This window comes from Streptomyces noursei ATCC 11455 (assembly GCF_001704275.1).
Taxonomy (GTDB): domain Bacteria; phylum Actinomycetota; class Actinomycetes; order Streptomycetales; family Streptomycetaceae; genus Streptomyces; species Streptomyces noursei.
Window position 1 is genome coordinate 2,261,496 of record NZ_CP011533.1, and the last position, 15,720, is coordinate 2,277,215.

The 15,720-nt window shown below is 70.1% G+C and carries 4 protein-coding genes; 3 read left to right on the top strand and 1 reads right to left on the bottom strand.

Features of this window, described 5'->3' with window-relative positions; translation table 11 throughout:
- Nucleotides 1–11: 11 nt before the first annotated feature.
- Nucleotides 12–10,808: an SDR family NAD(P)-dependent oxidoreductase gene (locus tag SNOUR_RS09515; RefSeq protein ID WP_312632215.1), complete on the bottom strand. Its 10,797-nt coding sequence runs from the start codon at nucleotides 10,806–10,808 to the stop codon at nucleotides 12–14.
- A gap of 850 nt (nucleotides 10,809–11,658) precedes the next feature.
- On the opposite strand from SNOUR_RS09515, the gene SNOUR_RS09520 reads away from it, so the two are divergent.
- Genes SNOUR_RS09520 through desII form a run of 3 tightly spaced genes read left to right on the top strand, consistent with a single transcriptional unit; the run spans nucleotide 11,659 to nucleotide 15,718 of the window.
- A complete protein-coding gene (locus SNOUR_RS09520; protein WP_159425840.1) occupies nucleotides 11,659–12,993 on the top strand; it encodes an acyltransferase family protein in 1,335 nt (444 codons plus the stop codon).
- Nucleotides 12,990–14,195: a dTDP-4-dehydro-6-deoxyglucose aminotransferase gene (locus SNOUR_RS09525; RefSeq protein ID WP_067345575.1), complete on the top strand. Its 1,206-nt coding sequence runs from the start codon at nucleotides 12,990–12,992 to the stop codon at nucleotides 14,193–14,195. The genes SNOUR_RS09520 and SNOUR_RS09525 overlap by 4 nt, the downstream gene beginning before the upstream one ends.
- Nucleotides 14,192–15,718 carry a dTDP-4-amino-4,6-dideoxy-D-glucose ammonia-lyase gene (gene desII / locus SNOUR_RS09530; RefSeq protein WP_312632219.1) on the top strand — a complete coding sequence of 509 codons (1,527 nt, stop codon included), beginning with the start codon at nucleotides 14,192–14,194 and terminating at the stop codon, nucleotides 15,716–15,718. Before SNOUR_RS09525 ends, desII begins: the two co-directional genes overlap by 4 nt.
- Nucleotides 15,719–15,720 lie beyond the last annotated feature (2 nt).

Consider the following 15,720-nt stretch of genomic DNA (forward strand, 5'->3'; position numbering starts at 1 on the left):
CTTCTCCGCGCTCATCGAGCCCCCTCTGTCTCGCCGAGCCGCCGGTCGAGCAGACCGAACAGTTCTTCATCGCTGACCTCGTCGACCGGGCCGATGTCCTGCTTGCCGCGCAGGCTGTTCCACCAGCCCAACAGCTTTTCCATCCGCTTCGCGATGTCCTCGCCGTCTCGCTCGAAGGCCTCGCTCGACCCACCGGCTGCCAGGTCGGCCAGCGCCACCTCCAGGCCTTCCAGCCGGTCGACGATGGCCTGCTGCGGCGGGGCGACGAGTTTGCCGCGCAGATACTCGGCCACCGCCTGTGGTGTGGGGTAGTCGAAGACCAGCGTGCTGGGCAGGCGCAGCCCGGCCGCCCGGCCCAGCCGGTTGCGCAGTTCCACCGCGGCGAGCGAGTCGAAGCCGAGATCGCGGAAGGAGCGCGTGGTGGGCACCGCGTCAGCGCCGTCGTGTCCGGCGACCGCGGCCGCATGCGTGCACACCAGCGCCGACAGGGTGGCCGTCTGTTCCTCGGCGGACATCCCGGCCAGGCGGTCGGCCAGGCTCCGCCCGGGCGCCTCGCCACGGTCGGCCCGGCGCAGTGCCGCGCGCACCCGGCCGCGTAGCACCTCGGGCGCGTCAGGCGACGCCCGCACCGCAGACTGCTCCAGCGCGAGCGGGAAGACCACCGGCTCGCCGCGCAGCAGGGCGAGGTCGAACAGGGCCAGCGCCCGCTCGGTCGGCAGCGGCGCCATGCCCTGCCGTGCCATGCGCTCGCGGTCCCGCTCGCTCAGCGCTCCGGTCATGCCGCTGGCCTCGGCCCACAGCCCCCAGCCGAGGGCCGTCGCCGACAGGCCCTGCGCGTACCGGTGGCCGGCCAACGCGTCCAGCACAGCGTTCGCGGCTGCGTAGGTCCCCTGACCGGGGCCGGCCAGCACGGACGCGCCGGAGGAGAACAGTGCGAAGAAGCTCAGCTGCTTGTCGGCAGTCAGCTCGTGCAGGTGCCAGGCCGCATCCACCTTGGGCGCGAACACCCGGTCCACCAAGTCCGCATCGATTGAGGTGACCAGCCCGTCGCCGAGCACCCCGGCGGCGTGCACCACACCGGTCAGCGGACGGTCTTCCGGGATGCCGGCCAGCAGCGCCGCCAGCGCCTCCCTGTCGGCGACGTCGCATGTGGCGATCGTTACCTTGGCTCCGAGGCCCGACAGTTCAGCCGTCAGTTCCCGCGTCCCCGGTGCCGCTGCGCCCTGCCTGCTGACCAGCAGCAGGTTACGCACACCGTGGCCGGTCACCAGGTGCCGGGCCAGCAGCCGGCCGAGCGTGCCGGTACCGCCGGTGACCAGTACTGTGCCGTCCGGGTCCGGCGGGACGGGCAGGGTGAGCACCAGCTTTCCGATGTGCTGGGCGCGGCTCATGTGTGCCAGAGCCGCGGGTGCGTGCTCCAGCCGCCATGCGGTGACCGGTAGCGGCTCGGCGGTCGCGGCGGCTGCGGCGAGGATCTCGCCGAGCCTGTCCGGGCCCGCCTCGGCCAGGTCGAACGGCCGGTACCGGCCGTCGAACTGCTCGGGCCTGCGCAGGTCTGTCTTGCCCAGCTCGACGAACACGCCGCCGGAAGTGAGCAGGTCCGCCGACTCGTCGAGCAACTCGCCGGTCAGCGAGTTCAGTACGACGTCCACGCCGCGTCCGCCGGTGGCCGCGCGGAACTTCGCCCCGAAGCCGGGTTCCCGGGACGAGGCGATGTGGTCGTCGTCCAGCCCGAGTCCGCGCAGCGTCTCATGCTTGCCAGGGCTGGCGGTGGCGAACACCTCTGCACCGGCCGCCCGCGCCAGGCGTATGGCAGCCATGCCCACGCCGCCCGCGGCGGCGTGGATCAGCACCGACTGTCCAGCGCGCACGCCGGCGAGGTCGTGCAGGGCATAGTGCGCGGTGGCGTAGGCGATCGGCACGGTCGCTGCCTCGGTGGCGCGCCAGCCGCGCGGTATGCGGGCTAGCAGCCGGTGGTCCGCGACCGCCAGGGGGCCGAAGCCGCCCTCGAGCAGCCCCATGACCTCGTCGCCGGCCGCCAGTCCGGTCACCTCGGACCCGGTCTCGACGACGACACCGGCGCCTTCCGTGCCCATGTGGGCGGCCTCGGGGTACACGCCGAGCGCGAGCAGGACGTCCCGGAAGTTGACGCCGGCCGCCCGGAGAGCGATCCGCACTTCGCCCGGCGCCAGCGGACGCTCGGCGTCGGGGGCGGGCGCGAACCGGACCGCGTCGATCGTGGTGCCGCCGGCCACGAGCCGGTATGCGCCACTGCTCGGGGGCAGCAGGACATCGGCCGGCCGCCCGGAGAGCAGACGCGGCACCAGGGCTGTGCCTGCGCGGAGCGCCACCTGCGGATGGTCGAGCACCGCGGGAAGGAGGGCGAGTGGCTCGGTGGCCGCGTCGGTGTCCATCAGGACGAAGCGTCCCGGGGACTCAGCCTGCGCAGACCGGACTACGCCCCACACGGCTGCACCTGCGGCGTTGCGCACCGGCTCGGTGCGAGCGGTGCTCACCGCGTTGTGGGTGACCAGGACCAGGGTGGAGTGGGCGAAGCGCGGGTCGTCCAGCCAACGGCGAACCAGCCGTGACACGCTGGACACCAGCTGACGGGCGGTCACGCCGAGCGGCGCATCGTCCTCGGCCGGTGTGTCCACGCCCACCGGGACGGCGACGACGTCGGGGATGCCGGAAGCGGTCAGGGCGTCCCAGTCCGGGTCGCCGTCCTGGAGCGCCACCACGGCAGCGGGCACCGTCGGATGCGCAGCCGCCAGCGGCATCCATGCCAGGCGGTACAGCTCCGGCTCTTCGTGGGATGGGGCCTGCCAGTCCCCGTCGAGCTCCCGGACCACGAGGGATTCCACGGAAGCGACCGGTGCCCCGGACGGATCGACGAGCCGCAGACTCATCGCGTCGGGGCCGGCCGGGGTCGCGACCACCCGGACGGTTACCGCCCCGGTCGCGTACAGGGACACGTTGTTCCAGGAGAACGGGAGCTGTGCGGTGTCCCGTTCCCCGAGGGCGCCCAGACTGAGCGTCTGTGCGGCGGCGTCGAGCAGCACCGGATGGATCGTGTGTCGGTCGGCCGCGTCGTTGGCGTCCTGGGCACCGGGCACGGTGACCTCGGCGTAGATCTCCCCGTCCCGCCGCCAGGCCGCGTGCAGGGCCCGGAACGCTGGACCGTAGGCGTAGCCACGCTCGGCGAGGTGCTCGTAGTGGTCGTCCAGGTCGATCTGCTCGGCGCCGGCCGGCGGCCACTGCTGGGCCACCGGATCGGTGTCCGGCCGGCCTTCGACGAGGACGCCTGTGGCGTGCCGAAACCATTCGTCTCTCTCGCCGGTCCCGGTGTGTACGGCCACCGAACGGCGGCCTTCCCCGTCGGCCGCGCCTACCGATACGCGCAGCAGGGAGCGAGCCTCACCGAGCACGAGCGGTGCCTCCAGCACCAGCTCTTCCAGGGTGGACAGGCATGTCTGGGCCCCCGCGGTCAGCGCAAGGTCGACCAGCGCGCTGCCGGGCAGCAGCGCCAGGCCGTTGACCACGTGGTCGGCCAGCCACGGCTGCTCGTCCAGCGACAGCTCACCGGTGAGCACGTACCCACCGTCGCCAGGCAGATCGATCGCGCCGGACAGGAGCGGATGCTCCGTGGGGCGTATCCCCCAGGCAGTCGGGTCGCCACCCCGCTTGCGGGGACGCGGCCAGAAACGCTGGTGCTCGAACGGGTAGGTGGGCAGCTCGACGAGTCCGCCGGCCGGCACGGCGGGCCGCACATCGACGTCGACTCCGCAGACGTGCGCCCGCACCAGGTTGCGCAGGAACTCGCCGGGCCCGTCGGTACCCCTGCGCAGCGTGGCCACGCACTCCACGTCCCGGTTGGCGTCCTCGGCGATCTCCTCGATGCCTGTCAACAGCACCGAATGCGGGCTCACTTCGATGAAGGTGTGGTTGCCACGCTCCAGGAGGCGGCGCACCGTTGCCTCGAAGCACACGGTCTGGCGCAGGTTCCGGTACCAGTACCTGGTGTCCATCCCGGTGGTGTCGAATGCGTCGCCGGTCACCGTCGAATAGAACGGCACCGACGAGCGGGCTGCCGTGGTCTCGCCCAGCTCCTGCAGGAGCTGCTGCTCGACCAGTTCAACCTCGGGTGAGTGGGACGCGTAGCGCACGGCGATGCGCCGGGGCCGCATGCCGTGGCTCGTGGCGTACGCGAGGAACTCCTCAAGCGCATCGGTCTCCCCGGCGACCACCTGGGTACGCGGCCCGTTGGCGGCGGCTACGGTCAGCCGGCCGGACCACGGTGCGAGCGCGGTCGCCAGTTCGTCGCCCGACGCGGAGACCGACGCCATGCCGCCCCGGCCGTCGAGGACGCGCAGCACTCGGCTGCGTACGGCCACGATTTTGGCTGCGGTGTCCAGGGACAGTGCGCCGGCCACGTAGGCGGCGGCGATCTCGCCCTGGGAGTGCCCGACCACGGCCGCGGGCCGCACGCCGTGTGCGCGCCACAGCTCAGCGAGCGACACCATGATGGCGAACAGCACCGGCTGGACAACATCCACCCGCTCGTACGGGTCGGTGTCGGTGTCGGTGTCGCCGCTACTGCGCACGACGTCCAGCAAGTCCCAGTCGACGTGCGGGGCCAGTGCGGCCGCGCAGTCGGCCATCGCCGCGGCGAAGACCTCGGAGCGGGTGAGCAGGTCCCGTGCCATGCCGAGCCACTGCGCGCCCTGGCCCGGGAAGACCAGTACCGGCCGGCCGGCCGAGATGGTTTGCGGTGGTACCACCTGTGGGGTGGCCCCGCCTCCGGCGAGCGCTTCCAGGCCGGCGATGATCTCCGCGCGGTCCTCGCCCACGACGGCGGCCCGGACATCCATCTGGGCCCGGCCGCGGGCGAGTGTGTGGGCGGTGTCGGCCAGGTCCAGCTCCGGCTCGTCGCGCAGCCACGCAGCCAGCGCGGCTGCCTGCGCGGTGAGGGCTTGCCCGCTGCGCGCGGACAGCAGCAGCGGCACCGGGCTGTCCCCGGTGGCCGGTTCCGGCGTGGTGCCTGGTGCCGGCTCGGCCGGCGCCTCCTCGACGATCAGGTGCGCGTTAGTGCCGCTCACCCCGAACGATGACACCCCGGCGCGGCGCGGCCGGTTGCCGCGCGGCCATGGGACGTCCTCTTGGAGCACCCGCACCGCACCGGACGGCCAGTCGATGTGCGGGGATAGTTGCTCCGCGTGCAGGGTGCGCGGCAGCAGCTCGTGCCGTAGCGCTGCCACGGTCTTCAACACGCCGGCGATCCCCGCGGCGGCCTGGGTGTGGCCGATGTTGGACTTCACCGAGCCGATCCACAGGGGACGGTCGCGGTCCGCACCGTAGGCGGCGATCAGCGCGCCCGCCTCGATGGGGTCACCCAGCTCGGTGCCGGTGCCGTGGGCCTCAACCGCGTCGATCTCGTGCGCGGACAGTCCGGCGTCGGCGAGGGCGGCGCGGATCACCCGCTCCTGGGCAGGACCGCTCGGTGCAGCCAGTCCGTTTGAGGCGCCGTCCTGATTGACCGCGCTGCCCCGCAGCACCGCCAGCACCTGGCGCCCCTCCCGGCGCGCCTGCGACAGCGGCTGGAGCACGAGCACTCCCGCGCCTTCGGCGAGTGAGAAGCCGTCCGCCTGCGCGGAGAACGCCTTGCACCGACCGTCCAGGGCCAGCCCGCGCTGCGTGCTGAAGTCGACGAACGTGTAGGGGTCGGCCATCACGGTAGCTCCAGCCGCCACCGCGAGGGTGCATTCACCGCGCCGCAGTGCCTGTATCGCCAGGTGGACAGCGACCAGCGAGGACGAGCACGCCGTGTCCACCGTGATCGCCGGGCCTTCCCAGCCGAAGTGGTACGCAAGGCGCCCGGACAGCACGCTCGCCGAGTTGCCCAGACCCTGGTAGCCGTCGACCCGCTCGGCTTCGCTCTCCAGCAGCGGCATGTATGACTGGCCGTTGGAGCCGACGAAGACACCGGTAAGGCTGCCCCGCAACCCGGTGGGGTCGGATCCGGCGCGCTCCAGCGCCTCCCAGGTGGTCTCCAAGAGCAGCCGCTGTTGCGGGTCCATCGCGAGGGCCTCGCGCGGGGTGATGCCGAAGAAGGCGGGGTCAAAACCGGCCACGTCGGCGAGGAAACCGCCGCGGTTGACGTAGCTGGTGCCGGCGTGGCCGGGTTCTGGTTGGTAGAGCTGCCCCAGGTCCCAGCCGCGGTCGGTGGGGAACTCGGAGGTGCGGTCCTCACCACCAGCCATGACGCGCCACAGGTCCTGGGGCGAGCCTATTCCGCCGGGCAGCCGGCAGGCCGTGCCGACGATCGCGATGGGCTCGTCCTGGGCATGGTCCCAGACCCGGGCAACCTGCTCGGCGGGCTGCGCCGACCGGTCTCCGGCCAGCCGGGTGTCCAGGTGGCGAGCCAGTGCGGTGACGGTGGGGTGGTCGAACACCAGCGAGGCAGGCAGCCGCAGGCCGGTGGCCGCGACGAGCTCCTTGCGCAGGCGCACCGATGCGAGCGAGTCGAAGCCGAGTTCGCTGAACGCCCGCCGCACGTTGACCTCGGCCGCCGAGCCGTGGCCCAGCACCCTCGCGACGGCCTCGGCAACCAGCTCGATCAGCTGCTCAAGGCGTTCCGCGGCGGGCAACCCGGCGAGCAGGGCGCGTGGGGTAGGTACCGTCTCGTCGTCCCGGCCCGCCTGGCCGGTGTCCTCGGTGGCCGGCACCCGGTGCTCGGCCAGCTCGTCGAACAGGGCCGTGGGCCGGGTGGCGCCGTACCCCTCGGTGAACACCGGCCAGTCCACATCGGACACCGCTACGGTGCCGCTGCCCGCGCCGAGAATGCGTTTCCAGACCTCCAGCGCACGCTCCGGCGAGAGGGCACGCAGGCCACGCTCGCGCAGCCGCGCCTGGTCGACTGCAGCGCCGGTGTCCGCCCAGGGGCTCCACGCCACCGCCGTGCACGGCCTCCCGGTCAGGCTGCGGTGCTCGGCCAGCGCGTCGAGGTAGGCACTGCCGGCGGCGTAGGCCGCCATGCTCGTTGCGCCCCAGACGCCGGCCACGGAAGAGCAGTAGATCTCACGTTCCAGCTGCCGCCCGCTGAGAGCGGCGTCAATGGCGAACAGGAGCTCCGTCTTGGCCGCCAGGATGTCGGCGAAGTCGTCCAGGTCGAGTTCGGTGAGCGCACCGAACGCGGTCTGCGTCTCCGCGTGGACCAGTGCGGTCACCGGGTGCGGCAGGGTTTCGAGCACGTTGCCGAGGTCGGCCGGGTCGGTGACGACCGTCGTCTTGACGTCGGTCAGCGGTGCGTGCGCCTCGTCATCGGGACGTTCGCCGACGAGCACCAGGTGTGCCGCGCCGTTGGCGGCGAGCCAGCGGGTGAGCCGAGCGCCGATCGGCGTGGCGGCGCCGGTGACGAGCACTGTGCCGTGTGGTGTCCAGTCGCCCGCTGCAACGTTCGCCCGCACCAGTCGTCGGCCGTACAAGCCGTTGGCGCGCACCGCGACTTCGCTCTCCCGGCGCGGCCAGTCCGCGGCGAGTACCTGCAGCATGCAGGTGAGCGCGCGGTCGTCCACCGCTTCGGGCAGGTCTACCGTGCCGCCCCATCGCTCGGCGAGTTCCAGTGCGGCTACCCGGCCGAGGCCGTGTACGGCGGCCTGCGCCGGCCGGGCGAGCCGGTCGTCGCCGGGGGTACGGACGGCGCCTTGGGTGAGGCACCACATGGGTGCGGCGAGTTGCGCGTCCCGCACCGCTCGCGTCAGCGCGGTGGTGGCCACCGAGCCTGCGGGGGCGCCAGGCCGCCCCGGCAGTCCCGATTCGTCCGCCGCCAGCAGCGACAGCACACCGCGCAGGTCGGTGACGCCGTCGATGGCCGCCGCCACGGCCGACGTCAGCACGGCCGGGTCCGTGGCGTGGTCCACAGTGCACACCACGGGCACGCCTCCGTGCTCGGCGATCGCCCGGACCAGCTCGTCGGCCCACTGCGGGGTCGCCGCTTGGGCAGTCACTACGAGCCAGGTGCCGTCGAGTGCCGCGGGACCGCGGTCACCGAGCGGGGTCCAGCTCGCGCGGTAGGTCAGACCATCGGCCTGGGGCAGGGCGCGCGGGGCCGGGGTCTCCCAGTAGTGCTTGCGCTGGAACGGGTACGTCGGCAGGTCGAGGGTCTTGGCCGCGGCGAACGCGGGCTGCCACCGTACGTCCGCCCCGTCGACGTGAGCGGTGGCGAGTGAGGTGAGGAACGCCGTGCGGTCGTCGGTGTCGCGTTGCAGCGAACCGACCACCATCGCGGTGTCGTGCTCCGCCGCGTCGAGCACATCGGTCACTCCGCCTGCCAGTACCGGATGCGGGCTGATCTCGATGAACGCGTCATAGCCCTGATCGGCCAGGGTGCGTACCACGTCTGCGAAGCGAACCGTCTCGCGCAGGTTGCGGAACCAGTACCCGGCATCTAGATCGGCTCCGCGCATCACCTGGCAGGTGACCGTCGAGTGGAACGTTACCGTCGTCTGACGGGGCGCCAGGCCGTTGAGTGAAGCGTCGAGTTCGGCGCGGACCTGGTCCATCTGCGGTGAGTGGGAGGCGTAGTCCACATCGATCATCCGAGCCCGTACGCCTGCCTCGGTGCACTCCGCTGCCAGTTCCCGCAGGGCCTCGGGGTCACCGGAAACGACCACCGACCGGGGGCCGTTGGCCGCGGCCACCGCGAGCCGGTCGCCCCATGCCGACAGACGGGCCCGGACACCGTCCTCGTCCAGGCTGACCGCGAGCATGCCGCCTTGGCCGGACAGCGCGCGCAAGCTGCGGCTGCGCAGCGCCACCAGCCGGGCCGCGTCGGCCAAGGGCAGCGCACCGGCCACATACGCCGCCGCGATCTCACCTTGCGAATGGCCCGCCACGGCATCCGGTTCCACGCCGTAGGACCGCCACAGCGCGGCCAGCGAGACCATCACCGCGAACAGCGCGGGCTGCACCACGTCCACCCGGTCGAGGGCTGGTGCCCCGGGTTCCTGGCGCAGCACGGACTCCACCGACCAGTCCTGGAATTCGGCGAGCGCCTCGTCGCAGGAACGAATCTCCTCGGCAAACACCGGCGCGGTGTCCAGCAGTCCGGCCGCCATGCCGGCCCACTGCGAGCCTTGGCCGGGGAAGAGGAAGCAGACCTTGCGGGGGCCCGTCTCGGCCGTGCCCACGATCTCGGCTCGGCCGGCCGCCACCTCGCGCAGACCGCGTACGGCACTTTCCCGGTCGGCCGCGATGACAGCCGCCCGGTATTCGTGCCGGGCCCGCGCGGTGGCCAGGGTGTGGCCGAGGTCGGCCAGGTCGGTGCCGCGGTCTTCGGCCACCGCCGCAATCTGCTGCGCCTGTGCGCGCAGCGCGGCGGTGCCGCGTGCGGAGAGTATGAGCGGCACCGGGCCATCCGGCCGCTGTCCAGGCTCCTCCGGCTGGGGGGCGGGCGCCTCCTCCACCAGCACGTGGGCGTTGGTGCCGCTGATGCCGAACGCCGAAACGCCCGCCCGGCGGGGCCGTTCGGTCCGCGGCCACGGGTGCGCTGCGGTGAGCAGGCGCACCGCTCCCGAGGACCAGTCGACGTGTGGGGTGGGCTCATCGGCGTGCAGCGTCTTTGGCAGCGTCTCGTGGCGTAGCGCGAGAACCATCTTGAGGACCCCGACCACGCCGGCCGCCGCCTGGGTGTGGCCGATGTTGGACTTTATCGAGCCGATCCACAGGGGACGGTCAACGTCCCGGTCGTGGCCGTAGGCGTCCAGCAACGCGTTCGCCTCGATCGGGTCGCCCAACGTGGTACCGGTGCCGTGCGTCTCCACCGCGTCGACTTCTGCCCGGTTGATGCCGCAGCTGGCGAGCGCAGAGCGGATGACCTTGCGCTGAGCCGTCCGGCTCGGTGCGGACAGGCCGTTACTGGCGCCGTCCTGGTTGATCGCCGAGCCGCGGACCAGCGCGAGAATGTGACGACCGTTGCGCTCCGCGTCGGAGAGGCGCTCGAGCATGACCAGCGCGACGCCCTCGGAAAAGCCGAACCCGTCGGCGTGCGCGCCGAATGCCTTGGACCGTCCGTCGGCGGCAATCGCCCGCTGCCGGCTGAAGTCCACGAACACGTCGGGCCGGGCCATCACTGCCGCCCCGCCGACCACGGCCCGCTCGCACTCGCCCCGTCGCAGCGATTCAATGGCCAGGTGGAGGGCGACCAGCGACGAGGAACACGCGGTGTCCAGTGTGAGGGCCGGGCCCTCGAAGCCCATGGAGTAGGAGAGGCGGCCGGATGCCACGGACGGCGCCGTGCCGGTGACCGAGTACCCGTCGGCGTCCGAGTCCGCACCGTAGCCGTGCCGGGCCACGCCGAGGAAGACGCCGGTCGAACTGCCGCGCAGGGCGTGAGGGTCCATGCCGGCGCTCTCCACCAGCTCCCAGCAGGATTCCAGCAGCAGCCGCTGTTGCGGATCCATCGCGGCGGCCTCACGCGGCGAGATACCGAAGAAGTCGGCGTCGAACTCGCCTGCATCGGCGAGGAAGCCGGCGCGCCGGACGTAGCTGGTGCCGGGGTGGTCGGGGTCCGGATGGAACAGATTCGACAGATCCCAGCCGCGGTCGGCGGGGAAGTCCGACAAGGTCTCCCCGCCCGCTTCCAGCAGGTCCCATAGGCGCTGCGGCGTGTCGATCCCCCCAGGTAACCGGCAACTCATGCTGACGATCGCGACCGGATCGGATTCCAGTTCACGGATGCGTCGTCGCGCGGCACGGAGGTCCAGTGTCGCGCGACGGAGGTATTCGGCGACCTTGTCATTGTCAGTCACTAGATTTCCCCCAGCTCTTGTCACTCTTATGGTCGAGGACGCGAAATCTCGTCGACTTGGGAGTCTACGAATCTGTTCCTCTGCGCCAGCCGGTCATGGCGGGATCGGCAACACTGCGCACTGATCCCCACAGCAGATACAGGAAATTCACCAAATGACCACGTAGCGATCCGAAACTTCCCAGATGAGTCACCGCGAATGCGGGGATGATTCGGGAGACGAAGGCACAGCGGCCGGGAAACAGTCGTCAACGGTTAAGGGAACCGTGGATCCGGATGAGCCGGCAAAACCGGTACCGGCGAGGTTGAGGATGGCCATCTCGCCGACGCTTTACGTCGGGCGACAGCGCTCCATTGCCCAGGCAACACCGACATCCCGCGTCTCCAACTTTCCCCCGTCTCGGTCACCCGAGCGCTTCGTCGACGTGAAGGAGACACACTGGATAGTCCATGCATGCTCCTGCGCTACGGTAACCACATCGGTGAACCCGGGTCAAGATCACCAAGCGGGTAGAAATCTACCCGGAGAGACCCCACGCATCCCCGCCATCTCGGGGGATGGCTCATGCCCCTACCCTGGGCGCTGACCACTGAACGCACCGGAAAGCCACTATGGCAGTACACGAGCACACCCTGGCACAATGGGGCAAATCCGAGGCGAAGCGGCGGCCGGCGGGATTTCCCAAGTCGCCCAGGTCACTGGGAATTTCGTTTCGGTCGCTTGCATCGCTGTGCTACGGTCCAAGCCTCCCGGCCTTGTTCGGTTACGAGCGACGTTGACAGTTGACAGCCGACAGGCTGGGTCAGACGCGAGACGCACGGTCTTGACGTTAATCGGGGGTGAATATACGTTGCAGCGCGACGTCCAGATCGATCATAACGAGAGCCAACGGCCGCGTAAGTCGTTAGGTTTAGGTTCGCGAGCCGGTCACAGCCGCTTTCTGGAGAAAAAACAGTCCGATGCCGCGCGGGCTGACGGAGAGTCCGGCGCGGAAAAGACTTCCGCCTCCACATCCGACGCATCCATTCCACGCATTGTTGGAATGCCTTCACTGACCGGGATGCGCGCCTTCGCGGCGGCAGTGGTTTTCACCTGCCACTCAATCGCCCAGTTCTATATCGCCCCGGGCGAGACTTCCCGCTCGCTCGCCATGTTCCTGCTACCCATCGGCCAGGCGGCGGTCTCCTTCTTCTTTCTACTCAGCGGCTTTGTCCTGATGAGCAATCCGCGCAAGAACGACACGCTCTTGGCCTTCTGGCGGCGCCGCGCGTTCCGCGTCTACCCGAACCATCTGGTCACCTGGTGCGTCGGTCTGGCGCTGCTGGTCATCTCCGGTCAACAGGTGTCCGCTAGCATCGCGGCTCCCAGCCTGCTGCTGGTGCATGACTGGTACCCGGCTACCGACCTGTCGGCGGTGCTCAGCCAGGGCGTCAACCCCATCTCCTGGTCGCTGTCCTGCGAAGTCTTCCTGTACTTGTGCTTCCCGCTGCTGGCCTGGGTGGTCGGCCGCCTGTCCCGGCGCGGGCTGTGGCTGACGGCGGGCGTGCTGGTCGCGGTGGTCTTCTGCGTCCCGTTCGTGTCCGGCGTGATACCCGGGGCCCCGCTGCCCGGCGTGAACTACAACCTGCTCCAGTTCTACTTCGTCTACGCCGCACCGCCGGTGCGGATGCTTGAGTTCATGCTCGGCATGGTGCTGGCACGCATGGTGCACGAGAAGATGTGGCCAGGCATCAGGCTGTGGGCCGCGACGGCCTTCTGCGTCGCCGGCTATGCCGCAGCCGGCATGGTCACGGAGCGCAGCGGAAAGCCGCTGCTGTTCACCATGGTCGCCATGACGATCGTCCCGATGGCCGTGATGGTGGCCACCGCCGCCGCAACGGACCTGTCGCTGCGTCCCTCCTTCCTGCGCAACCGGGTACTGGTCTGGCTCGGCCAGATCTCGTTCGCGTTCTACCTGGTGCACTACCTGATCCTGCAGCACGGCTTCACCAAGGTCACCAGCAAGCTGCAACCGGGGCTTCCCGGGGCGATCGGTATCGCCGTGGTGTTCTTCGGAATCTGTGTGCTCGCGGCCTGGCTGCTGTACACGTTCGTGGAACGGCCGATCTCGCAGTGGCGGTGGGGCGGCGATCCACGCGGCGGCGGGGACAAGGCGACGTCCTTGGTGGCGGAGGTTCGCTCGTGAAGCGGAGCATCACCGACCTTGCGCTCTTCGGTGGCCCGTCGGCTTTCTTGCACCCTCTCTACGTGGGCAAGCCGACGGTCGGCGACCGGGCGAGGTTCTTCGCGCGCCTGGACTGGGCGCTGGACAACAACTGGCTCACCAACGGCGGCCCGCTGGCCCGGGAGTTGGAGGACCGAATCGCCGACCTCGCCGGCGTGAAGCACTGCATAGCTACCTGCAACGCCACCATCGCACTTGAGCTCGTCCTGCGTGCCAGTGGCGTCACCGGCCAGGTGATCATGCCGTCGCTGACATTCGCCGCCACTCCGCACTCCGCGAGCTGGCTCGGCCTGGAGCCGGTGTTCTGCGACGTCGACCCCGAAACCGGCTCCATCGACCCGGACCTGGCCGCCTCGTTGATCACACCGGAGACCGGCGCCATCATCGGGGTTCACCTGTGGGGCCGGGCTGCGCCCGTGGACGCATTGGCGAAGGTCGCGGCGGAGCACGACGTGAAGTTGTTCTACGACGCCGCCCATGCGCTGGGCTGTACCGCCGGCGGCCAGCCGATCGGCGGTTTCGGCGCAGCGGAGGTGTTCAGTTTCCACGCCACCAAGACGGTGATGTCGTTCGAGGGCGGCGCCGTGGTAACCGACGACAGCGTGCTCGCAGACCGGATCCGCGTCATGCACAACTTCGGCATCGAACGCGACAAGACAATCAGCAGCATCGGCACCAACGGCAAGATGAGTGAAGCCGCCGCGGCGATGGGCCTGACCTCGCTCGACGCTTTCCCCGCAACCAGAGAACGCAACCGCGCGAACTACTCGCTCTACCGCGCGGAACTGCACGGCATACCGGGCATCAGCCTGATCACGTTCGACGAGAACGAGGAGAACAACTACCAGTACGTCATCATGCAGGTTGACCAGGCGCTCACTGGGCTGTCCCGCGACCGGCTCCAGGAGATCCTGCGTGCCGAGAAGGTGCTGGCACAGCCGTACTTCTCCCCCGCCTGTCACCAGCTGAAGCCGTATCGGACCGACCCACCGCTGCGCTTGCCGCACACCGAGCGCCTTTCGGGGCGCGTACTGGCCCTGCCCACCGGCCCCTCGGTGTCCTTCGAGGACATTCGCCGGGTGTGCAGCGTCATCCGGCTGTGCGCATCCCATGGCGAGCAGGTCAACGCGCTGTGGGACCGGCAGGGTTCCGTCACGGCGTGAACGTCAACGATGCTTGGAGCACTGTTCACATGAGCACCACAGCAACGGCGGTCATGGCAGACACCGCCGTGGAGAACGTGGCGATCCCCGGCAGCGACCGCGCGGCAACCGCCCGTCTCCTCGCGCCCGAGATCACCCGACTGACCGGCGATCCGAGCGATACCGCGCGGGAACACGCGGAGCACTTGATCTCTCTCGCGGTCCTGTATGGCACCCACCCGTTCACGCCCCTGGAGCAGGCGCGTACCATGCTCGGCCTGGACCGCGCGCCGTTCGGCAGGCTGCTGGAGGTGTTCCAGCGAATACCCGCACTGCGTACGGCCGTTGAGCGCGGGCCGTCCGGGAAGTACTGGACGAACACGATCAACCCACTGAACCGCGCAGGCGCGTTGGACGCAGCGACCTACCACCGGACGGCTTTCCCCTACAGCGTAGGTCTCTACCCGGGGCCGACGTGTATGTTCCGCTGCCACTTCTGCGTCAGGGTCACCGGCGCCCGGTACGAACCCTCTTCGATCCAGGAGGGCAACCGCATCTTCAGGTCGGTCATCGACGAGGTGCCTACCGAGAACCGCACCGCGCTCTACTTCTCCGGTGGCCTGGAACCGCTGACCAACCCCGGCATCGGTGGCCTGGTCGCGCACGGCGCGAGTCGTGGCTTCGACATGACGATGTACACGAACTCCTTCGCACTCACCGAGAGCACCCTGGCCAGGCAGCCGGACCTCTGGTCGCTCGGCGCGATTCGCACCTCACTCTACGGCCTGGACAACGACGAGTACCAAGCGACCACGACGAAGCCCAAAGCGTTCGACCGAGTCAAGCGAAACCTGCGGGGTGTCATGAGGATGCGGGCCGAACGCGGCTCGCAGCTCAGGCTGGGGCTGAACTACATCGTGCTGCCGGGGCGTGCGGACCGGCTTCGGGCACTCGTGGACTTCGTCGCCGAGCTCAACGAGGCTTCCCCCGATCGCCCGCTGGACTTTGTCACGGTTCGCGAGGACTACAGTGGCCGCGACGACGGGCGGCTCTCCGAACCCGAACGTGACCAGCTCCGACGCACGCTCGATGAGTTCTTCGACTACGCCCGGCAGCAGGCACCCGGCCTGCGCATCGACCTGGGGTACGCACTGGAGAGCCTGCGCATGGGTTCGGAGACCGAGCTCATCCGCATCCGGCCGCAGACCATGCGCCCGACGGCGCACCCGCAGGTCGCCGTCCAGGTGGACCTGCTGGGTGATGTGTACCTGTACCGCGAGGCCGGCTTCCCCGAGCTCGATGGGGCACAGCGGTACATCGCGGGGCGGGTCACACCCCGGACCAGCCTGCGTGAGGTCGTCGAGACGTTCATCCAGGACAACAAGCGGATTGAACCCCGCCCGGGGGACGAGTATTTCCTCGACGGTTTCGACCAGGCCGTCACGGCGCGTCTGAACCAGCTGGAACGAGACATCGCCGATGGGTGGGGCGAGCATCGGGGATTCCTCCGTGCGGCCCGCCCCGAGTCGGACGGGAACGGGTGACC